We start from the raw sequence: 18,888 nt of genomic DNA, 5'->3' as shown, positions 1-18,888 counted from the left end.
GGAAGCAAGGGCCGTGAGCGCGTCCGAGCCAATCATTCCGGCCGCCGAAAGGCGCAGGGCATGGCGGCCGTTCGCGCTCGCGTTGCCGGCCCTGGTCCTGCTTTTCGCGGTGATCGGCTATCCGCTGCTGACCATCGTGCTGCGCAGCCTGTCGGAACCGGAGTGGGGAGCGCAGAACTATGTCTGGTTCTTCAGTGCGCCGATCAACCTTGTCGTGCTCCAGCGGACCTTCGTCATTTCGGCGTGGGTCACGCTGGTGTGCGTGGTTTGCGCTTATCCCTACGCCTATCTGATGACCGCGGTCGGGCCGCGCGTTCGGCTGGTGCTGCTCTTGTGTGTGCTGATCCCGTTTTGGGTGAGCGGCGTGGTGCGCACCTTGTCCTGGGTGATCCTGCTCCAGGATTCAGGCGTCATCAACTCGGTCCTGCGGTCGCTCGGGCTTGGTGGCGTCAGGCTGATCCGCACCCAGACGGGCGTGGTCATCGGCATGGCGCAGGTGCTTTTGCCGTTCATGATCCTGCCGCTCTATTCGGTCATGAAAGGCATCGATCTCAGGCTGATGCGCGCGGCGCAAAGCCTTGGCGCGCGGCCGTCCCGCGCCTTCTTCACCATCTACCTGCCGCTGTCGCTGCCGGGCGTCTATGCCGGGGCGATCATCGTCTTCATCCTGGCGCTCGGCTTCTACATCACGCCGGCTTTGCTCGGCGGTCCGCGTTCGACCATGCTGTCCACCCTGGTGCAGACACAGGTGCTCAGCCTGCTGCAATGGGGCCGTGGCGGCGCCATGGGCGTGGTGCTGCTGGTCACGACCTTCGTGCTGCTGGCGCTCGCCGCGCCCGTCATGCGGTCCCGGTACCGGGAAGCGGAGCGGCGCTGATGGAGATGAAGCCGCTCACCCGCGTCATCCTCGGCCTTGTCTGCCTGCTGGTGGCCATATGGCTGGTGGCCCCGACGCTGGTCGTGGTGCCGATGTCGTTCAACGAGAACAAGTCGCTGGCGTTTCCGCCGCAGGGCTTTTCCTGGCAATGGTACCAGAATTTCGCCACCAACCCGGACTGGTCGAACAGCTTCGTTAATTCGCTGAAGGTCGCCTTGATCGTTGCCGTGCTGGCAACGGTGCTCGGCACGCTTGCCGCCTTCGGCCTCGACCGCATGAAGGCGCGGCCGGCAAACCTGCTGCGCATGCTGATGTTGACACCGATGGTGGTGCCGGGCGTGGTGCTGGCCATCGGCATCTACGCGGTCTATCTCGATACGCGGCTTGTCGGCACGCTGCTCGGCTTCGTGCTAGCTCACACCATCCTTGCACTGCCCTTCGTGCTGATTGCCGTCTCGGCCAATCTCGAAGTTTTCGACAGGCGGCTCGAGACAGCCGCGGCGAGCCTCGGCGCCAGCGCGCTCACCACCTTCCGCACGGTGACGCTGCCGCTGATTGCACCCGGCGTGCTGTCGGGCCTGCTGTTCGCCTTCGCCACCTCCTTCGATGAGATCGTCGTGTCGCTGTTCATCACCAATCCCTACCTCAAGACATTGCCGGTGCAGATCTTCGCTTCCATCACGCGCGACGCCGACCCGACGGTCGCGGCCGTCGGCACGATCCTGTTGTTTGCCACCACGATCCTGATCGGCGGCGGCATGCTTCTTCTTGGCCGCGAGCGGAAAGGACGCCAATGACCCCGGGGCAAGACAGCAGGGGCGCGGCGATCGATCTCAGGTCGATCAGCAAGGCCTATGGCAGCTTCAAGGCGCTGGACGGCGTGTCGCTGCACATCGAGGCCGGCGAGTTCATGACGCTGCTTGGACCAAGCGGCTCCGGCAAGACGACGACGCTCAACGTCGTCGCCGGCTTCACCGAGGCCAGTTCCGGCGCGCTGGAAGTGGGCGGCAAGAGCGTCGTCGGCGTGCCGGCGCACAAGCGCAACATCGGCGTCGTCTTCCAGCATTACGCGCTGTTTCCCCATATGACGGTGAGCCGCAACGTCGCCTATCCGCTCGCCTTGCGCGGCGTGGCGGGAGCCGAGCGCGAACGCCGCGTGCGCCAGGCGCTCGACATGGTCAAGATGGCGGATTTCGGCCATCGCTTCCCCAGCGAGCTTTCGGGCGGCCAGCAGCAGCGCGTGGCGCTGGCCCGCGCCATCGTCTTCGATCCGCCGCTGCTGTTGATGGACGAGCCGCTCGGCGCACTCGACAAGAAACTGCGCGAATGGCTGCAGCTCGAGATCAAGCGCATCCACCGCGAACTCGGCACCACTTTCGTCTATGTAACGCACGATCAGGAAGAGGCGCTGGTGCTGTCGGATCGCATCGCCGTGTTCAACCGGGGCCGCATCGAACAGATCGGTACCGGGCGCGAGCTGTATGATGAACCGGCGACGCTGTTCGTTGGCAAGTTTATCGGCGATTCCACCGTGCTGCGCGGGGCCGCCGCCACCTCGGGCCAGGAGACGGCGATCGAAATATCAGGCCAGACGGTGACAACCGCCAAGCGTCTCGCCAATGGCGGCAGGCCGGTCATGCTGCTGCGCCCCGAAAAGCTGGCGCTCGCCCGCCCTGGTGCTGGCGGCGACGGCCGCAACCGGCTCACGGGCCGTATCGGCGAAGCCATCTATCTCGGCTCCGGCTCAAAATACGAGGTCGACCTGGCCGACGGCTCGAAAGCCATCGTGCGCTCGACGCTGGAAGCAGACAGTTTCGCCATCGGAGACGAGGTCGAGGTGCTGTTCGCCGGCGCCGACGTGAAGCTGCTCGCCGACGACGACAAGGCTGACCTGACGCTCACCTGATTTCGGAACGGATTTCAAAAAATGCAAGCCAAGCACAATGGCGACGTGTCGTTCTGGTATGCCGATATCGGCGGCGTGCCGGCCTATCGGCCGTCCTTGCCCGGCGATATCGAGGCCGATGTCTGCATCGTCGGCGCCGGCTACACCGGCCTGTGGACCGCCTATTATCTGAAGAAGGCGCAGCCTGCGCTGCGCATCGCCATCGTCGAAAAAGAGTTCGCGGGCTTCGGCGCGTCGGGCCGCAATGGCGGCTGGCTCTCGGGCGGCTTCAGCTGGTCGCGCGAGAAATACGCAAAGACCTCCTCGCGCGGCGCGGTGATCGACATGCAGCGCGCCATGTTCGGCACGGTCGATGAGGTGATCGCGGTGACGGAAGCCGAAGGCATCGACGCCGATATTCGCCGCGTCGACAACATCACCGTCGCCACCAACGCGGCACAATTGCAGCGCGCCAAGGCCGAATACGAGGAGCTGCTGGGCTGGGAGATGCCGCCGGAGCGGCTGGCCTTCCTCGACGCGCGGGAGGCGCGCCAGCGCATCGCCATCGACAAGGTGCTGGGCGCCTTCGTGGTGCGCAACGTCGCGCGTGTCCAGCCGGCGAAGCTGGTGCAAGGCCTGGCCGCGGCTGTCGAGCGGCTTGGCGTGCCGATCTACGAGCAGACGCAGGTGCTGGCGATCGAGAAGGGCAAGGTCACCACCAGCAGAGGCATCGTGCGGGCAGGGAAGATCATCCGCGCCACCGAAGGCTTCACGGCTGGCATTCCCGGCTACGAGCGTCTCTGGCTGCCGCTGAACAGCGCCATCGTGGTGACCGAGAAGCTGCCGCAAGAACTGTGGGACCAGATCGGCTGGAACGGTTACGAGGTGTTGGGCGATGCCGCTCACACCTATTGCTACGCGCAGCGCACGCGCGAAGGCCGCATCGCCATGGGCGGCCGTGGCGTGCCCTACCGCTTCGGTTCGCGCACCGATGTGCGCGGCCGGACCCAGCAGGCGACCATCGACCAGTTGCACGAGGTGCTGACCAGGCTGTTGCCGCAGACCAAGGGCGTGCGTCTCGACCATGCCTGGTGCGGGACGCTTGGGGTGCCGCGCGACTGGTGCACCACTTCAGGCTTCGACCGGGAAAGCGGCATCGGCTGGGCCGGCGGCTATGTCGGGCTCGGGGTTTCCAGTTCCAACCTGTCAGGCCGCACCTTGCGCGACCTCGTGCTCGGCCGCGACACCGAGTTGACCCGGCTGCCCTGGGTCAACCGCACGGTCAAGAAATGGGAACCGGAACCACTGCGCTGGCTCGGCGTGCATACAATGTACCAGCTCTATCGCATCGCCGACCGGCGTGAAGCAAACGGCCTGGACCGGACCTCGCGCCTTGCGGCCTTCGCCGATCGCCTGACCGGACACTGAAAGCATTCGAGCAGGATATGTAGCGGTTTCCGTCTGGAATTGCGCCGAACCCGTGACCTTACAGCTTACGATCGAGGGAGGCCTCGGATCCCGGTTTGTGGATGAAAGCCGCACCCAGTATGGGGCCTGGCAGGCCATCCTTGCCGACCGACTGCAAAAGCACGGCGCAGCCGCCTTTCTTGGTGATCTCGCTCAGCGGAAATTCGTAGCGCTGCGCCTTGCCATGCCACATGCCGGCGGTCTGGATCCCGGTGACCGCGTTCCAATAGGTCATCTTGCGGCCGGAGTTCTCGCCCTGGCCGATCTTGACCGTCTGCGGCGCGTCGAAATAGACGATGACGACATGGGCGTCGTTCGGGCCGGCGCCGGCGTCACCTGCATCGATGATCACACGGTCGCCGGTGCGGCTGACCTTGATGGGCACACGCATGCCTTCGCCGGCACGGGCCATGCGGGCAAGCGCGCCGTCGACCTCACCGCGATTGGCGCCGTTGACATGCATGCGGCCGTTCAGGACGGCCTGCGGCGTATAGACCGAACGGCTGCTGAAATAGCGCATATAGTCATATTGCCGCTCGGTGTTTTCCTTGTGGCTCAGCGTGTCCTTCCAGCCGAGATAGTCCCAGTAATCGACGTGATAAGCGAGCGCGACAAGGTCTTGCCTTGTGGCGAGTTCGGCGAAGAACGCGTCCGCCGGCGGGCAGGAACTGCAGCCCTGGCTGGTGAACAGTTCGACCACGCCGAGCGGCCTGTCGGATTTTTCGGCCTGGGCCCTTTCGGGCTCGCTGGCATGCCCAGCGCCGGCAAAAGCCGAGAAGGCCAGCGCGAAGGCTGCCAGCCACAATGATTGTCGCGAGGCCATGACCATTCCAATTCCCGCCGGTGATGCCGGCTTTGTTCTGCTTTGCCGAAATATGTGGCAGAACGGGAAGTCAACGGGAAGTCACGTTGCGGTGAAATTTTACCGCTGCAATCGTGAGGTAAGGCCGCAATAGGAGCAGCCGCTGCATTTCAAGGCGTGGTTCGATTGAGCGGCGGCATCATCGCTATGCGGCAGGTTCTCCTCACCGCCATCGATCTCTATTGCGAACGCACCGGCCCTGGACTTTGGTCTGGGCCGGTCAATGCTTTGACGACCTTGCCTTCATCGCGGCAGGACTGTGCGGTGTGCTGGTCTGCTGTGCCGCGGCAGGGGAGTAGCGAGTAGTGAGTAGGGGCGTCCCCTGCATCCCACTCACTACTCACTGCTTCTAGGCCGCCAGATCGCGCAGCACGTACTGCAAGATGCCGCCGTTCTTGAAGTAGTCGAGCTCATCCAGCGTATCGATGCGGCAGATGATCGGCACGTTCTTCACCGTGCCGTCGCCATAGGTGATCTTGGCGGTCATCGTCTGGCGCGGCTTGATGGCGCTCAATCCGTCGATCTCGACCAGCTCGTCGCCCTTGAGGTTGAGGGAAGCCCATGAGGTGCCTTCCTCGAAGACGAAGGGGATGACGCCCATGCCGACCAGGTTCGAACGATGGATGCGCTCGAAGGACTGGGCGATGACGGCACGGACACCGAGCAGGTTGGTCCCCTTTGCCGCCCAGTCGCGCGACGAGCCGTTGCCGTATTCGACGCCGGCGAAAATGACCAGCGGCACGCCTTCCTTCTTGTACTGCATCGCCGCGTCGTAGATCGATTCCTCTTCCTTGCTGGGATAGTGGATGGTGTAGCCGCCCTCGCGGCCGTTCTCGCCCAGCATGTGGTTGCGGATGCGGATGTTGGCGAAGGTGCCGCGCATCATCACCTCATGGTTGCCGCGCCGCGTGCCGTACTGGTTGAAGTCGGCGACGCCGACGCCATGGTCGGTCAGGTATTTGCCGGCCGGCGAGGCGGCCTTGATCGAACCCGCCGGCGAGATGTGGTCGGTGGTGATCTTGTCGCCGAACAGGCCGAGCACGCGGGCGCCCTTGATGTCGCCGATCTTGCCGAAACCCGTGGTCATGCCGGCGAAGTAGGGCGGGTTCTGCACATAGGTCGAATTGTTGTCCCAGGCATAGGTCTGGCCTTCCGGCGCCTTGACGTTCTGCCAGTACTCGTCGCCCTTGAAGACGTCGGCATATTTGCGGGCGAACAGCTCGCGGGTGACGTTCTTCTCGATGAACTCCTGGATCTCGGCCGAGCTCGGCCAGATATCCTCGAGATAGACCGGATTGCCGTTCCTGTCGTCGCCGAGCGGCTCCGTGGTCAGGTCCTTGGTCACGGTGCCGGCCAGCGCATGCGCCACGACCAGCGGCGGCGACGCCAGGTAGTTCGCCTGCACGTCGGGCGAGACGCGGCCTTCGAAGTTGCGGTTGCCGGAGAGCACCGCGGCGGCAATCAGGCCCTTGTCGTTGATGGTTTTTGAGATCGGCGCCGGCAGCGGGCCGGAATTGCCGATGCAGGTGGTGCAGCCGAAGCCGACCAGGTTGAAGCCGATCTGGTCGAGCTCCTTCTGCAGGCCCGACTTTTCCAGATATTCCGCCACCACCTGGCTGCCGGGGGCCAGCGAGGTTTTTACCCACGGCTTCTGCTTCAGGCCAAGGCGGTTGGCGTTGCGGGCAAGCAAGCCCGCGCCGATCAGCACTGATGGATTCGAGGTGTTGGTGCAGGAGGTGATGGCGGCGATGACGACGTCGCCATGGCCGAGGTCATGATCGGTGCCTTCGACGGCATAGCGCTTGGAGATTTCCGCCGCCTTCTTGTATTCGGCGTCCATCGCCTTGGCGAAGCCGGCGGGAATGCCTTCCAGCGCGACACGGCCCTCGGGGCGCTTGGGGCCGGCCATCGACGGCACGACACTATCCAGCTCCAGTTCGAGCAGGTCGGTGAAGACCGGGTCGGCGGAGCCGGCCTCGCGCCACATGCCTTGCGCCTTGGAATAGGCTTCGACCAGGGCGATGCGGTCCTCGCTGCGGCCCGACATTGTGAGATAGCGGATGGTTTCGGAATCGACCGGGAAGAAACCGCAGGTGGCGCCGTATTCGGGCGCCATGTTGCCGATCGTGGCGCGGTCGGCCAGCGTCATGTTGGACAGGCCGGGGCCGAAGAACTCGACGAACTTGCCGACGACGCCCTTCTTGCGCAGCATCTGGGTGACGGTCAGCACGAGGTCGGTGGCGGTGACGCCCTCCTTGAGCTTGCCGGTGAGGCGGAAGCCGATGACTTCCGGCAGCAGCATGGAAACCGGCTGGCCGAGCATGGCCGCCTCGGCCTCGATGCCGCCGACGCCCCAGCCGAGCACGCCAAGGCCGTTGATCATGGTTGTATGCGAATCGGTGCCGACGCAGGTGTCGGGATAGGCGGTGGTTTCGCCGTCCTCGGTGTTGGTCCACACCACCTGGCCGAGATATTCGAGATTGACCTGGTGGCAGATGCCGGTGCCGGGCGGCACGACGCGGAAGTTGCGGAACGCCTGCTGGCCCCATTTCAGGAACTTGTAGCGCTCTTCGTTGCGCTCATATTCGAGCTCGACATTGCGGGCGAACGCCATCGGCGTGCCGAACTCGTCGACGATGACGGAATGGTCGATGACAAGGTCGACCGGCACCAGCGGGTTGATCTTCTGCGGATCGCCGCCGAGCGAAGCCATGGCGTCGCGCATGGCGGCGAGGTCGACCACGGCCGGGACGCCGGTGAAATCCTGCATCAGCACGCGGGCCGGGCGATAGGCGATCTCGACGCCTGCGGTGCCCTTGTCGGTCAGCCAGCCTGCCACCGCCTGGATGCTCTCCTTGGTGACGGAGCGGCCGTCCTCGTTGCGCAGCAGGTTTTCCAGCAGCACCTTCATCGAATAGGGCAGCTGGGCAATGCCGGTGAGGCCGTTCTTCTCAGCCTCGACGAGGTCGAAATAGACATACTCGGCGTCGCCCGCTTTCAGCGTGCGGCGGCAATTGAAACTGTCGAGGGATTTTGACACGTGCGATCCGTCCTTGTCTGTTCAGCCTGAAAGGGAACGGACGCCGATGGCATGCAATCACGCGCAAAGGTGCGGGTACGGCCATTTCCGCTGTCCGTTCCCAAGCAACCCGAGCCGTTCAAGGCGGCGCGTGCGCTGGTTCGGCGCTAATTCTGTTCCCGCGCCGACCGCTGGCACGGATGCCCCGCATATAGAGAATTTTCTGGAATAGTTCTAGACAGTTGCTGAGCAAATTTGTGCGATGCGGCAGCGCTCGCGAAACATTGATTTCAGGGCAGGCGAGGGATGCGGCTTATCGCCGAAAATCTGGGCGGCGAACGCGGCGGCGAGCCGGTTTTCTCCGGCATCGGCTTTGTCCTCGATCAGGGCCAGGCCCTGGTCGTCACCGGGCCGAACGGCTCGGGCAAATCGACCTTGCTCAGGGTGGTCGCCGGGCTGCTGCCGAAAACCGAGGGCCGGCTGCTGCTCGAAGGCGGCGGCGACGAGTTCCCCTCGATCGGCTCGGCCTGCCACTATCTCGGCCACCAGAACGCGATGAAGACGGCGCTGAGCGTGACCGAGAATTTGCGCTTCTGGCGGGAGTTCCATGGCGAAGGCCGGCTCGATGTGGACGAGGCGCTGGAAACGGTCGGGCTCGGCGGCATCGGCCATTTGCCGTTCGGCTATCTCTCGACCGGGCAAAGGCGCCGCGCGACGATCGCGAAACTCTTGGTCAGCCATCGGCCGCTGTGGCTGCTCGACGAGCCGACGGCAGGGCTGGACAAGGCTTCGGAGGGAAGATTCGCGGGGCTGATGCGCGGGCATTGCGAAGAAGGCGGGATGATCGTGGCGGCGACGCATCTGCCGCTGGGATTGGAAGGGGCGAAAGAGTTGGCGATGGGGGAGGCCTTTTGATGACTGCACCCTACGGCGCCCCCCTTCTTCAACAGGGGACCACATCGTAATGTGGTCCCTCTTCCTGCGCGACATCCGCCTCTCGATCCGCGCCGGCGGCGGCGCGCTGACGGGCGTCATCTTCTTCCTCGCCGTCATCGCCACCATCCCTTTCGGCGTTGGGCCGGACCTCAGGCTGTTGGCCCGCATCGGTCCGGCGATCCTGTGGATCGGCGCGCTGCTTGCCTGCCTGCTCGGCCTCGACCGGCTGTTCCAGGCCGATCGCGAGGACGGTTCGCTCGATCTTCTGGTGCTCGGCAACGACCGGCATATGCTGGCGCTGACGGTGCTGGTGAAGTGCGTCGCGCATTGGGCGGGCAGCGTCCTGCCGCTGGTGGTCGCGGCCCCCCTGCTCGGCCTGTTCATGAACATGGAACCGTTGGCCATAGGCGCCACGGCGCTGACGCTGCTGGTCGGCACGCCGGCAATCACCTTCATCGGTGCCGTGGGCGCCGCGGTGGCGGTGGCGCTGCCGCGTGGCGGCCTCTTGATCTCGGTGCTGGTGCTGCCGCTGACCATACCGGTGCTGATCTTCGGCGTTTCGGCGAGCTATGGCGCGACGGCCAATCCCGATCCATTCCTGCAGCCCTTCCTCATTCTTGCCGCGCTGACGCTGTTTCTTGGTGTGCTGGGGCCGACCGCAGCGGCGCTGGCGCTGCGCCACGGCACCGATTGAGGCGCCAGAGGTCTGAAGGCTGCGGCGTGGCGGCCGATTGCGAAGCCGCCGGCGCGCGGCTAAGGGAAGACATGATCGAACGAGGCGGAAAGACCCGGCTGGAACGAGACGCGGCGATGGAGCGGCGCGCATGAGCGCGCATGCGCTCTACGTCGCGGCGGCCTACACGATCACCGCCGTGGCACTGGCCGGGCTGATCGGCTGGATCCTCATCGACCAGCGGGCGCGCAAGCGCGAACTCGCCGAACTCGAGGCGGCCGGCGTGCGCCGCCGTTCCGACAAGGCAGCCAAGTCATGAGCACAGGGACGGAAACGCCGGCCCGTCGCCGCCTGTTCGTATTTTTGCCGCTGCTGGTCTTCCTCGGACTGGCCGGACTGTTCCTGTCGCAGCTCTTGTCGGGACGCGATGTCTCGGAAGTGCCGTCGGCGCTCATCGGCCTGCCGGCACCACAAACCAACTTGCCGCCCCTGGAGGGCAGCAATCTGCCCGGGCTCGATTCGAAAGCCTTCGCCGGCAAGGTCACGCTGGTCAACGTGTTTGCGTCCTGGTGCGCACCATGTCGGGAAGAGCACCCAGTGCTGCTGGCGCTGGCGCAGGACAAAAGGTTCGCGATGGCGGCGCTGAATTACAAGGACCGGCCGGAAAACGCCCGCCGCTTCCTCGGCGACCTTGGCAATCCGTTCCAGGCAATCGGCGTCGACGAAGCCGGCCGCACGGCGATCGACTGGGGTGTCTATGGCGTGCCGGAAACCTTCGTCATCGGCAAGGATGGCAAGATAGCCTACAAGCATGTCGGCCCGCTGACGCCAGAGTCCGCCAGGGAGCTTCTGCTGCCGCAGATCGACAAGGCACTGGCCAGGCCGAGCTGAGGCGACGTCGCGAAGACCTGATGTCCCTTGGTTTGTACACGTATATGGTTGAAGCGGAGCGGATGGCTCCGCGCCACCTCAATTCGGCCCACCTGGCCGTGGCGGCGACAGCACATCCTCGGCCGAGAGCACCCGCGCTTCCGAGGGCAGCATGATCGGGATGCCGTCGCGCACCGGATAAGCGAGCTTGGCGACCCGCGAAACCAGCTCGCCGCGCTCGGGGTCCCAGGCCAGCGGCCCCTTGGTCAGCGGGCAGGCCAGGAGTTCGAGCAGCTTCGGGTCAACATTGGCCTTCTTTCCGTCGCGCCCATCCGTCATTGGGTCCTCTTCCGGTTTCACGCCCTGGATGTCAGCCAGCATGTCAGGATCTGTCGAGATCGGTCAGGCCGTCATTGCAGGCCGGCTGGATATCGTCGCATTCCTACTGCAGGCTCGAGCCAAAATCCTCATTCTCGCGCGCCAGCGTCATCTCGGTGATGGCAATCAGCGTTTCGGCCCTGGTTTTCAGGTCCGCGGCCTCGAGCAATGCCTGCTTCTCGGCCGGTCCATAGGGCGCCATCATCGACAGCGCGTTGACCAGCATGGCGTTTTCGGCACGGCTGACGCTCTCCCAGTCGGCTTCCAAGTCATTGGCCTGCAGATAGGCGCGAAAGGCTCTGAGCAGCGCCGGCCGGTCGATTTCATCAGCCGCCTGCTCCTCGTCCAGATCGGCGAGGAAGGGTGCCGGCTTCGCCTGGCGGAACGGCGTCTTGACCGTCAGCTCGTGGGCGACGCGGAACCGGCACACGCCTTGCAGCGAGATCAGGTAGCGGCCGTCGCCGGTCTCGGAAAAGGCGATGATGCGACCGATGCAGCCGACGTTGCAGAGCTCCGGCTCGCCATCCTCGCGCAATGCGCCATTGAGGCCGGGCTGGATGACGCCGACGAGCCGCGAGCCGGCGACGGCCTCGTCCACCATCTGCAGGTAGCGCGGCTCGAAGATGTTGAGCGGCATGCGGCCGCCCGGCAGCAGCAGCGCGCCTTCGAGCGGAAAGAGCGGGATCGTCGATGGCAGATCCTTGGCGAGCCGGTAATGCGCGTTTCCCGCTTGCACCTCGTTCCTCCGATCGCTTCCCTTGCGAAGCGTCAATCCTGCCCTGTCCTATCTGGCGCACAGGCCTGGCGCCACAAGCCCTTGCGACAAAACAACCGTAACCGGCTCAGGAAAACAGCAATGCCGACAATTTGCGGCGTGCGGCAAGCGTCGCCTCGTCGGTCATGCCCCAGGCCTCGAACAGCTGCAGCAACTGCGTCCTGGCGCCATCCTCGTTCCAACTCCGGTCGGCCTTGATGATGGCCAGCAGATTGTCGGCGGCCGCCGTGCGATCGCCCATGGCGTTCTGGATCATGGCCAGGTCGAAACGCGCCTGATGGTCCTTGGGATTTTCCGCGAGCCGCCGCTCGAACTCGGCCGGATTTCCCAGCGCCGCCGCCTGCGCGGCCAGCGCGATCTTGGCGCGCAGGGCAGCCAGCGGCGGTGCGTCCTTCTTGGCCTCCGGCGCCGTTGCCAGGAGCGCCTCGGCACCCTCGGTGTCGCCGGCCTCGAACAGCAGGTCGCCCAGCCCGCCAATCGCCTCGACCGTTTCCGGCGCCTGCGCCAGGATGGCATCGTAGATGTCGGCCGCGGTCTGCATGTCGCCGGCGTCGCGCGCCTCCGCCGCCGCGGCCAGGGCCTCGGCCACCGGCGGCGCGCCATTGCCCTTGCCGCCGACCTTGGTGATGAATTCGTTGATCTGGCTTTCGGGAATGGCGCCCATGAAGCCGTCGACCGGCTGGCCGTCCTTGAAGGCGATGACCGCCGGTATCGACTGGATGCCGAGCTGGCCGGCGATCGAGGGATGGTCGTCGATGTTCATCTTGACCAGCTTGACCCTGCCGCCGGCGGCCTTGACCGCCTTTTCCAGCTGCGGAGTGAGCTGCTTGCAAGGTCCGCACCACGGCGCCCAGAAGTCGACCAGCACCGGCTGGCGGCGCGATTCCTGGATGACGTCGGCGGCAAAGGCCGCGGTCGTCGTGTCCTTGATGACATCGCCGGTGGTGGGGCCGGCGGTGGGGCCGGCAGCTGGGGGCGCGGACGTCTCGCCGAATCCGGCTTTGGGCTCGGTTCCGCCATACTGCACCGTGGTGGCATACTGGCCGCCCTTGTTTCCAAATGATCCGCCAAACGGATTGTTGTCGCTCATCTCGTCACCCTTTCGGTCGCGCGGCCGGCCCGTGGCCCGGCGCCCTGTCTCAATTGGAAATCGGCTTTGCCACCCATGTGGCGATCATGCCGAGACTTTCAAGATAGCAGCATCATGCCCGGTTGCCTCGACGAATCTGATGAGATCGGCGGCCGCGATCGATGTCGTCGCCTCGTTGGTCAGGGGATGCGCATTGATGACGGAATGGTCCATCAGATCCTTGTCGAGCACCAGTTTGACCCGGTTTTCCCTGTCGTTGACGATGCCGAACACCGTGACCGCCCCCGGGGTGACCCCCAGAAGCTCCATCAGCATTTCCGGCTTGCCGAACGAAACCCGGCTGGCGGCGCCGATCAGCTGATGTATCTGCTTGAGATCGACGACCGCATCCTCGCCGACGGTGACCAGGAAGAAATTGTCCTTCTTGTCCTTCAGGAACAGGTTCTTGGTGTGCCCGCCGGCGATATCCCCGCGCAGCGCCTGCGAATCGGCAACCGTATAGAGCGGCGGGTGGCGTATGGTCGAAACCACGATGCCGAGTTCGGCAAGAAAGGCCATCAGGTCAGCTTCGGTCTTCGGCATGGATCTCTTCTTCGTCGGTTTCTCGGCCTTGCCGTTTACGGCCAATGAGGCAGCCGACACAAGACCGTCGCGCCAGCGGCGATGAAATCGGCGCGTCGCGGGCGGTTTGCCGGCATCGCTCGGAAGGTTGCAAAAAGCCTGCTATTTCCCTGTTGCAATCGCCGCGCTCTTCAGCCATATAGGCCCGGCTTGCGGCCAAGACGCCGTGTGAGCGGGTGTAGCTCAGGGGTAGAGCACAACCTTGCCAAGGTTGGGGTCGAGCGTTCGAATCGCTTCACCCGCTCCAGTTTCCTCCAGGGAATCAAGCATCGAAAAGCCGCGGTTCGCCGCGGCTTTTTCGTTTTCTGGCGGATTGAACCTCGACCGCCCAAGAGCCGGATGTCACTTATGGGACTGCTGGAAGCCGGCAACGTCGTACTGAGATACGCTCTTCGGGTTCTTGGAGTTCTGCGGCTGGGTGCCTGCGTAATGTGTTCCCGCATTTCCGTCCGGGTTGAAGGCTGAACCCGGCGCGGTGCTGGCATTGCCAGGCGTAGCACTTCCTGTCTGAGCGGTGCCGATCGTTTGATCGGGTTGACCTTTCGTCCCCGTTACCGAGTGGACGTTGGCTGCCGAAGCCAGGCCCGCGGAGGTCATCAGCAAGCCCAGCACCATGGGGATAAGGTGATGTTTCATCGTTGTTCTCCCAAAATCGGTTTGATTTCAGGGCGCTCGCGGTCTCGGGAGCACCCGGCGAACAAAGACTGAAACGCTTTTCGGGACGCCGTTCATCCCGAGCATCACGAATCTGTGATGTCGGGCGCTGCCGGCGTGGCCTGTCACACGGGCTAACCCCCGCCTTCCGTTGGGTGCACGGGAAATTCCTGCGCCGCTCGACTGGGCTACTGACCCATCCCGAACTTGTATGTGACGCGGGCCATGACCGCATCCACTTTGGCGTCGGTCCGATACGTCTCTGGGTTCGCTCCGATTGTGCCAACAGCGTCAGTGTTTGGTACCCGCGCTGTCGCCAGCGGCATCCGCGCCTGGTTGCTTTCGTCCGGGGGTCAGCCGACCGGACTCGAACTCCTCGACCGCCTTGTCCCAGCAGGCCTTCTCACGATCGGGCATCAAGCCTTCCCGTTCCCAGAGTTCGCGGGCCCGCTTGCTGATATGCGCGACACGTTCTTCCTGGCTGATCACCATGGCCGTCTTCCTTCCCTGAGGAAGCAACCGGACAACGCCTGAAATGTTCCAATTTGGATGTCGTCGCCCTCGGCAGGTCGGGCAATGCCGTCAGGCACTCTTCGCGGCCTCCGCCTTGCGAAGCGACGCCTGGTGCACCGGCGAGGTCCAGCTGTTGGTCGAGGCGAGGTGGCAATAGAGCAGGCCGAGCGCGCCGGACTTTCTGAGGTCGAGGAAGGCCTCGTCGCTCAATTTGTTGAAGGCCGCTTCGTCGATCACCTGGAAGTCGGTGAGGTTGAGCACTTCGCCGCCTTCCAGCGTCACCTTGCTCTGGCGCGGCGAAAACAGACCGTGCGCGTCGATCTTGTCGACCATCTCGCGGGTGGCCCTGAAATCGATCTGGAACTGGTTGCAGAAAGCGAGCGCCTGCCTGGTCGCCTCGGTCGGTTCGTTGCCGCCGAAGAACGGCAGCACCTTGTCGTCGCGGAAGGGCGCCATCAGCTGGTCGACGACACGGTCGCTCGCCCGGTCGACGCACAGCGTCAGCCGGCCGGCCGAGGTCGGATCCTCGGCCAGGATGAAAGGGTAGCGGCGGACATAGGCCGGGATGTAGTGCGGCGCGTTCCACTTGCCGTCGGCATCGACGAACAGGTTCTCGTCCTGGCGAACGCCGGTGATGATGACGGGCGCCTTGGCGGCGCCGATGAAGACGATCGGATAGGAGCGCATCGCCGCCGGCATCTCCGACGCCACCACCGGGATGGCGTGCGCCGAGCGCGCGAAGGAAAAGTCGCTGCGCGCGGTCAACCCCAGCGAGCCGTGCCGCGCCGGATTGAGCGCCTCCGGCCTGGAGTAGAAAAGCGGCAATGCTTCGCCCGCCGGTGCCGTTTCCGTTTTCACGCCGCTGTCAGCCATCGTTTCGTTCCTCTCCCGCACGCCGGTCGCGGCGGCTCGCCCATGGGTGACCCAGCACCAGCCGGGATCTGTTCCTGCATACTGATCCTCGATTTGGATATGATCATGCGCAAGATGAAGCAAATGCTCTACAGCGTTCTTCACTGCCGCAAAAGCAGTACCATGGTTTGCAGCGCAATGCGGCAGAGGTCGCCGATGGCTCTAGACAGCTTGCCGCGAAGTGGCGACATTGCCGCGGACTTCAAAACAGGTTGAGGCGGACAAGATGGTTTCGGCAGCGGATTTCGAGCGGGCGGCGGGGTCGGTTTTCACGGTGTCGGCCGGTGGAAGGCGGTTTTCGCTCGAGCTGACCCAGGTCCGGCGCATCGAGGCCAGCCCGCGAGACGGCGGCGGCTTCACATTGCTGTTCAAGGGACCAGGCGACGTAAGGCTACCGCAGGCCATCTATCACTTCACCGGTGACACAATTGCCGACGACATTTTCATCGTGCCGGTTTCGGTCGATGCGTCGGGCTATCACTATGAGGCCGTGTTCAACTGAGCCCGGCTTGAAATGGTCGACTATCTCATTGTCCCGGAAGCGCTGGACAAAGCGGCATGCGACGCTCTGTGCGCCGAAATTCGCGGCGCCGCCGGCCGGGATGCAGGCCTGCTCGGCCGTTCCGACCAGAAGCCGGCATGGCCGCGGGTGCGCCGGAGCAGGCGCGCCGAGGTTTCAGCAGCCACCGAGGCGCGGGTAAGCGGCTTGCTGGCTGAACAGAAGGCGGCCCTGGAACGGCACTTTGGCGTCGTACTCGGCGCGTTTGAGAAACCCCAGTTCCTGCACTACCAGGAGGGCGATTTCTTCGTGCCGCACCAGGACGGCAACACGCCGCTCATTCATGACGAATCGCGCTTCCGAAAAATCTCGGCGGTGATCTTTCTCAATAGGCAATCCGACGATCCTTTGCCGGACAACTACGCGGGCGGCTCGCTGGTCCTGCACGGGCCCTATAGCGGTCCGGACCTGCGCATCGCCATGCAGGCATTGCCGGGCTCGCTGATCGCGTTTCGTTCGGAAACGACACACGAAGTCACCCCGGTCACGCGCGGTGAGCGGTTCAGCATCGTGTCGTGGTATCGTGGCACATCATCGTAACCGCTACGACGGCGGTCGCAACATCAGGTCGTAGACGCCCTTGTCCTCGGCGACCGTGAAGCCCAGCCGCAGATAGAGCCGCATGGCCGGGTTGTGCTTTTCTACATGGATCGACACCGCCTTGCCGACGGCGCCCGCCTCGTCGATCAGGTCGGCGAGCAGCGCCTTGCCGAACCCTTTGCCGCGAAAGGCGGGCAGGAAGGTGATGTCGATGATGCGATGCTCGCTTGGCCAGCGTTCGATATAGAGGCGGCCGATGTCGCTGCCTTCATACATCATCACCAGCCAGTCGGCGTTGGGATAATATTTTTGGTAGTGCGCGTGCTGCGCCTGGAACTGCATGTCCAGAAACGCCGCCTTCTGCGCCTCGTTCCACGAGGTGAGGGTCAGTTCCTCGGCACGGGTCGAGGCATAAACCCGCGCCAGGAACGGCAGATCGATTTCCGTCATAGGGCGAAATATTAGGCCAAGGCCGGCCGCGCGTACCCAGCCGGCCGGTTTGCTAACAGGATTCATCGACACGTCAGGGACGTGGAGGGAACACGCCCTGCAGCGCGATGTTGAAGTAGCAGGTGAGATAGGGCTGCATGTTGTTGTGCGGCTGACTGGCGCCGGCCGGCGCCAGTGCGTTGCTGTTCAAAGGGACCAGACCGGCGTTGGTTGTCGTCTGGAACGCGGCTCCGCCTATGGAGGTCGCCAACGTGATGTTGGGCGTCAGTGTCCCTTGTGTGCCATCTTCGACCGTGCCTCGCATCGTATGGTTGTGCGAGGGAATCTCGGACTGGAGCAGAGTGATCGTCTCCGATCCGCCGCTCTCGCCAAGGTCATGCAACGACAGGCCTGGCCCCTGGCCGGGGTGCATCGGCGCGCTGCCCTGCAAATCGGGCAAGGCGAAATTGGATCTGCCATCGCCGCCATAGGTGGTGCCAAGCAGCGAGAACAGCGCCGTGTTCTGCGACAGCGGCAGCAACTGTCCATCGCACCAGGCCCAGCCCTTTGGGGCAAAATTGAACGGAAAGATGCGGATTTCGGCAACGAACGGGTCGGCCATGACGGTCCCTCTCAGGTAGGTGATGGAAAAATGCCGAACAGTGAGATGATGAAGTTGATGCAGAGATAGGGCTGGAAGTTGCTGTGGGGCTGGCTGCCGCCCACTGACGAAATAGCCGGTGCTGCCATGTTGGCGTCTGCCGTCTCCGACGCGTAGAGCCTCACTAAGGTCGAGCTTGCAAGCACATTGTTTTGTGGTGCTGCTTGCGATCCGTTGCCGGCATTTCCGAGAAAAGCGTGTGTGTGCGCGGGGATCTGGGAGATCGTCAGGGTAATCTCTTCGGCGCCGCCAGTCTCGGCGAGGACAAAGCCATTGCCCTGATGAATTGGGAGTCGGCCACGCGCATCGGGCAAGGCGAACGTGCTCTCGCCATCGCCGCCATAGGTGGTACCGATCAGCTGGAACAGCGTTTCGTTCTCCGAGATCGGCAGAAGCTGTCCCTCGCAGAGCATCCAGCCCGCCGGTGCGAAATTGCCGGCAAACATTCTGATTTCACCGATGTAAGGTTGTGCCATGATCGCGCTCCCTCAATTCGACGACGGGAAAATGCCCTGCAGGGCGATGCAGAAGCTCAATGTCAGGAAGGGCTGCATGTTCAGATGCGCCTGGCCGCCGCCGACGCTGCTGACGCTTCCAGCGTTCAAGGCGGCCAGGTTGGCCGCGGGGCCGTAGATATTTCCCGGATCCTGCGCCAGGACATTGCCCGTGCCGCCAAAATTCGGATTGGTTGAGTTGCCCTGTGAACCAGACGCGTTGGCGACGTGCAGGTGGGTCGGGATTTCCGCGATCGAAAGTGTATGAGCCTGTTCGCCGCCGCGCTCGCCAAGCGTATGAGTGCTGCCGACATGGATCGGGACGCATCCGCGATAATCGGGCAAGGCGAAATTCACACGCCCATCGCCGCCGAATGTCGTGCCCAGTAGCGAGAATAGCCCTTGGTTCTGGTTGATGGGCAGGAGTTGCCCATTGCATAGCGCCCAACCTTTAGGCGCAAAGACGAAAGACATGATTCTGATTTCAGACAGAAATGGTTCTGCCAAAGTCCCCTCCCGCTGTTATCCCAGATTGCAATCACTCGCCCTGCAGGAATACTTCCCCACAGGTTACGCTCCGGTACTTAAACTTGTCTGCTAATCAGAAAACAAATATTGTAGCCCGCATTGAACAGTTGTTTTCACCGCTTTGCAAGCCGGTTTTTAGACTGCC

The 18,888-nt window shown here is 63.8% G+C and carries 23 protein-coding genes and 1 tRNA gene; 11 read left to right on the top strand and 13 right to left on the bottom strand.

The window, feature by feature from the left end:
* Positions 1-13 precede the first annotated feature (13 nt).
* The 4 genes from LB555_RS09730 to LB555_RS09715 are packed head-to-tail and all read left to right on the top strand — an operon-like array spanning position 14 to position 4,190.
* Positions 14-877 carry an ABC transporter permease gene (locus LB555_RS09730; RefSeq protein WP_015314931.1) on the top strand — a complete coding sequence of 288 codons (864 nt, stop codon included), beginning with the start codon at positions 14-16 and terminating at the stop codon, positions 875-877.
* Positions 877-1,674: an ABC transporter permease gene (locus LB555_RS09725; RefSeq protein WP_224529756.1), complete on the top strand. Its 798-nt coding sequence runs from the start codon at positions 877-879 to the stop codon at positions 1,672-1,674. Before LB555_RS09730 ends, LB555_RS09725 begins: the two co-directional genes overlap by 1 nt.
* The gene (locus LB555_RS09720; RefSeq protein WP_140618235.1) at positions 1,671-2,783 is read left to right on the top strand and encodes an ABC transporter ATP-binding protein; all 1,113 of its coding nucleotides are present in this window, start codon (positions 1,671-1,673) and stop codon (positions 2,781-2,783) included. Before LB555_RS09725 ends, LB555_RS09720 begins: the two co-directional genes overlap by 4 nt.
* Before the next feature lie 21 nt (positions 2,784-2,804).
* On the top strand, positions 2,805-4,190 hold the full coding sequence (locus LB555_RS09715; RefSeq protein ID WP_224682785.1) for an NAD(P)/FAD-dependent oxidoreductase: 1,386 nt from the start codon (positions 2,805-2,807) through the stop codon (positions 4,188-4,190).
* Positions 4,191-4,248: 58 nt separating this feature from the next.
* On the opposite strand, the gene LB555_RS09710 is transcribed toward LB555_RS09715, so the two are convergent.
* Together LB555_RS09710 and acnA are read right to left on the bottom strand one after the other, a co-directional pair.
* On the bottom strand, positions 4,249-5,058 hold the full coding sequence (locus LB555_RS09710) for a DUF1223 domain-containing protein (protein ID WP_224682784.1): 810 nt from the start codon (positions 5,056-5,058) through the stop codon (positions 4,249-4,251).
* Between the two features lie 382 nt (positions 5,059-5,440).
* Positions 5,441-8,131 (bottom strand): aconitate hydratase AcnA, encoded by a 2,691-nt coding sequence (acnA, locus tag LB555_RS09705; RefSeq protein WP_224682783.1) that lies wholly within the window; start codon positions 8,129-8,131, stop codon positions 5,441-5,443.
* A 285-nt stretch (positions 8,132-8,416) separates the two neighbouring features.
* Here acnA and ccmA point away from each other — a divergent pair, with 285 nt between their 5' ends.
* The 4 genes from ccmA (at position 8,417) to LB555_RS09685 (ending at position 10,610) form a co-directional block, all read left to right on the top strand.
* Positions 8,417-9,025 carry a heme ABC exporter ATP-binding protein CcmA gene (gene ccmA / locus LB555_RS09700; protein WP_224682782.1) on the top strand — a complete coding sequence of 203 codons (609 nt, stop codon included), beginning with the start codon at positions 8,417-8,419 and terminating at the stop codon, positions 9,023-9,025.
* A 49-nt stretch (positions 9,026-9,074) separates the two neighbouring features.
* Entirely contained in the window at positions 9,075-9,740 is a 666-nt protein-coding gene (gene ccmB, locus LB555_RS09695) for a heme exporter protein CcmB (protein WP_140660401.1), read from the top strand.
* 130 nt (positions 9,741-9,870) lie between these two features.
* A complete protein-coding gene (gene ccmD / locus LB555_RS09690) occupies positions 9,871-10,038 on the top strand; it encodes a heme exporter protein CcmD (protein ID WP_015314923.1) in 168 nt (55 codons plus the stop codon).
* The gene (locus LB555_RS09685) at positions 10,035-10,610 is read left to right on the top strand and encodes a DsbE family thiol:disulfide interchange protein (RefSeq protein ID WP_015314922.1); all 576 of its coding nucleotides are present in this window, start codon (positions 10,035-10,037) and stop codon (positions 10,608-10,610) included. Before ccmD ends, LB555_RS09685 begins: the two co-directional genes overlap by 4 nt.
* 78 nt (positions 10,611-10,688) lie before the next feature.
* On the opposite strand, the gene LB555_RS09680 is transcribed toward LB555_RS09685, so the two are convergent.
* From LB555_RS09680 to LB555_RS09665, 4 genes are all read right to left on the bottom strand, one after another.
* The gene (locus LB555_RS09680) at positions 10,689-10,928 is read right to left on the bottom strand and encodes a Trm112 family protein (RefSeq protein ID WP_015314921.1); all 240 of its coding nucleotides are present in this window, start codon (positions 10,926-10,928) and stop codon (positions 10,689-10,691) included.
* Positions 10,929-11,031: 103 nt separating this feature from the next.
* Positions 11,032-11,703 (bottom strand): LON peptidase substrate-binding domain-containing protein, encoded by a 672-nt coding sequence (locus LB555_RS09675; RefSeq protein WP_015314920.1) that lies wholly within the window; start codon positions 11,701-11,703, stop codon positions 11,032-11,034.
* 106 nt (positions 11,704-11,809) lie between these two features.
* On the bottom strand, positions 11,810-12,832 hold the full coding sequence (trxA, locus tag LB555_RS09670) for a thioredoxin (RefSeq protein WP_224682781.1): 1,023 nt from the start codon (positions 12,830-12,832) through the stop codon (positions 11,810-11,812).
* A gap of 84 nt (positions 12,833-12,916) precedes the next feature.
* Positions 12,917-13,414: a prolyl-tRNA synthetase associated domain-containing protein gene (locus tag LB555_RS09665; protein WP_224682780.1), complete on the bottom strand. Its 498-nt coding sequence runs from the start codon at positions 13,412-13,414 to the stop codon at positions 12,917-12,919.
* A gap of 211 nt (positions 13,415-13,625) precedes the next feature.
* Here LB555_RS09665 and LB555_RS09660 point away from each other — a divergent pair.
* Positions 13,626-13,700: transfer RNA gene (locus LB555_RS09660), tRNA-Gly, on the top strand.
* A gap of 95 nt (positions 13,701-13,795) precedes the next feature.
* Here LB555_RS09660 and LB555_RS09655 read toward each other — a convergent pair.
* The 3 genes from LB555_RS09655 to LB555_RS09645 all read right to left on the bottom strand — a co-directional run bounded on the left by LB555_RS09655 (position 13,796) and on the right by LB555_RS09645 (position 15,493).
* Complete coding sequence (locus LB555_RS09655) at positions 13,796-14,089, bottom strand: adenylate cyclase (protein WP_224682779.1); 294 nt, start codon at positions 14,087-14,089, stop codon at positions 13,796-13,798.
* 309 nt (positions 14,090-14,398) lie between these two features.
* Complete coding sequence (locus LB555_RS09650) at positions 14,399-14,599, bottom strand: DUF2934 domain-containing protein (protein WP_224682778.1); 201 nt, start codon at positions 14,597-14,599, stop codon at positions 14,399-14,401.
* Between the two features lie 90 nt (positions 14,600-14,689).
* On the bottom strand, positions 14,690-15,493 hold the full coding sequence (locus tag LB555_RS09645; protein WP_224682777.1) for a SapC family protein: 804 nt from the start codon (positions 15,491-15,493) through the stop codon (positions 14,690-14,692).
* A 265-nt stretch (positions 15,494-15,758) separates the two neighbouring features.
* On the opposite strand from LB555_RS09645, the gene LB555_RS09640 reads away from it, so the two are divergent.
* Together LB555_RS09640 and LB555_RS09635 are read left to right on the top strand one after the other, a co-directional pair.
* Positions 15,759-16,034, top strand: coding sequence for a DUF6916 family protein (locus tag LB555_RS09640; protein ID WP_015314847.1), 276 nt, complete (start codon positions 15,759-15,761; stop codon positions 16,032-16,034).
* A 12-nt stretch (positions 16,035-16,046) separates the two neighbouring features.
* Positions 16,047-16,631 carry a 2OG-Fe(II) oxygenase gene (locus tag LB555_RS09635; protein ID WP_140618220.1) on the top strand — a complete coding sequence of 195 codons (585 nt, stop codon included), beginning with the start codon at positions 16,047-16,049 and terminating at the stop codon, positions 16,629-16,631.
* Between the two features lie 3 nt (positions 16,632-16,634).
* On the opposite strand, the gene LB555_RS09630 is transcribed toward LB555_RS09635, so the two are convergent.
* The 4 genes from LB555_RS09630 to LB555_RS09615 are packed head-to-tail and all read right to left on the bottom strand — an operon-like array spanning position 16,635 to position 18,722.
* On the bottom strand, positions 16,635-17,147 hold the full coding sequence (locus LB555_RS09630) for a GNAT family N-acetyltransferase (RefSeq protein ID WP_015314845.1): 513 nt from the start codon (positions 17,145-17,147) through the stop codon (positions 16,635-16,637).
* A gap of 7 nt (positions 17,148-17,154) precedes the next feature.
* On the bottom strand, positions 17,155-17,682 hold the full coding sequence (locus tag LB555_RS09625) for a phage tail protein (protein ID WP_015314844.1): 528 nt from the start codon (positions 17,680-17,682) through the stop codon (positions 17,155-17,157).
* Between the two features lie 11 nt (positions 17,683-17,693).
* Entirely contained in the window at positions 17,694-18,197 is a 504-nt protein-coding gene (locus LB555_RS09620; protein WP_015314843.1) for a phage tail protein, read from the bottom strand.
* Positions 18,198-18,209: 12 nt separating this feature from the next.
* Positions 18,210-18,722 (bottom strand): phage tail protein, encoded by a 513-nt coding sequence (locus LB555_RS09615; RefSeq protein ID WP_224682776.1) that lies wholly within the window; start codon positions 18,720-18,722, stop codon positions 18,210-18,212.
* Positions 18,723-18,888: the final 166 nt, after the last annotated feature.

The sequence above is a fragment of the Mesorhizobium sp. BR-1-1-10 genome (assembly GCF_020165595.1).
In the GTDB taxonomy this organism is placed as follows: Bacteria; Pseudomonadota; Alphaproteobacteria; order Rhizobiales; family Rhizobiaceae; genus Mesorhizobium; species Mesorhizobium australicum.
This window is presented reverse-complemented; position numbering and strand designations above follow the sequence as displayed.

Bases quoted from the DNA above. Each gene is read 5' to 3' on its own strand.
- LB555_RS09625 (WP_015314844.1), bottom strand. From the start codon at position 17,682: ATGGCCGACCCGTTCGTTGCCGAAATCCGCATCTTTCCGTTCAATTTT.
- LB555_RS09635 (WP_140618220.1), top strand. From the start codon at position 16,047: ATGGTCGACTATCTCATTGTCCCGGAAGCGCTGGACAAAGCGGCATGC.
- LB555_RS09640 (WP_015314847.1), top strand. From the start codon at position 15,759: ATGGTTTCGGCAGCGGATTTCGAGCGGGCGGCGGGGTCGGTTTTCACG.
- LB555_RS09630 (WP_015314845.1), bottom strand. From the start codon at position 17,147: ATGAATCCTGTTAGCAAACCGGCCGGCTGGGTACGCGCGGCCGGCCTT.
- LB555_RS09650 (WP_224682778.1), bottom strand. From the start codon at position 14,599: ATGGTGATCAGCCAGGAAGAACGTGTCGCGCATATCAGCAAGCGGGCC.
- LB555_RS09655 (WP_224682779.1), bottom strand. From the start codon at position 14,089: ATGAAACATCACCTTATCCCCATGGTGCTGGGCTTGCTGATGACCTCC.
- ccmB (WP_140660401.1), top strand. From the start codon at position 9,075: ATGTGGTCCCTCTTCCTGCGCGACATCCGCCTCTCGATCCGCGCCGGC.
- trxA (WP_224682781.1), bottom strand. From the start codon at position 12,832: ATGAGCGACAACAATCCGTTTGGCGGATCATTTGGAAACAAGGGCGGC.
- LB555_RS09665 (WP_224682780.1), bottom strand. From the start codon at position 13,414: ATGCCGAAGACCGAAGCTGACCTGATGGCCTTTCTTGCCGAACTCGGC.
- LB555_RS09680 (WP_015314921.1), bottom strand. From the start codon at position 10,928: ATGACGGATGGGCGCGACGGAAAGAAGGCCAATGTTGACCCGAAGCTG.
- LB555_RS09715 (WP_224682785.1), top strand. From the start codon at position 2,805: ATGCAAGCCAAGCACAATGGCGACGTGTCGTTCTGGTATGCCGATATC.
- LB555_RS09620 (WP_015314843.1), bottom strand. From the start codon at position 18,197: ATGGCACAACCTTACATCGGTGAAATCAGAATGTTTGCCGGCAATTTC.
- ccmA (WP_224682782.1), top strand. From the start codon at position 8,417: ATGCGGCTTATCGCCGAAAATCTGGGCGGCGAACGCGGCGGCGAGCCG.
- LB555_RS09710 (WP_224682784.1), bottom strand. From the start codon at position 5,058: ATGGTCATGGCCTCGCGACAATCATTGTGGCTGGCAGCCTTCGCGCTG.
- LB555_RS09725 (WP_224529756.1), top strand. From the start codon at position 877: ATGGAGATGAAGCCGCTCACCCGCGTCATCCTCGGCCTTGTCTGCCTG.
- LB555_RS09685 (WP_015314922.1), top strand. From the start codon at position 10,035: ATGAGCACAGGGACGGAAACGCCGGCCCGTCGCCGCCTGTTCGTATTT.
- LB555_RS09720 (WP_140618235.1), top strand. From the start codon at position 1,671: ATGACCCCGGGGCAAGACAGCAGGGGCGCGGCGATCGATCTCAGGTCG.
- ccmD (WP_015314923.1), top strand. From the start codon at position 9,871: ATGAGCGCGCATGCGCTCTACGTCGCGGCGGCCTACACGATCACCGCC.
- LB555_RS09645 (WP_224682777.1), bottom strand. From the start codon at position 15,493: ATGGCTGACAGCGGCGTGAAAACGGAAACGGCACCGGCGGGCGAAGCA.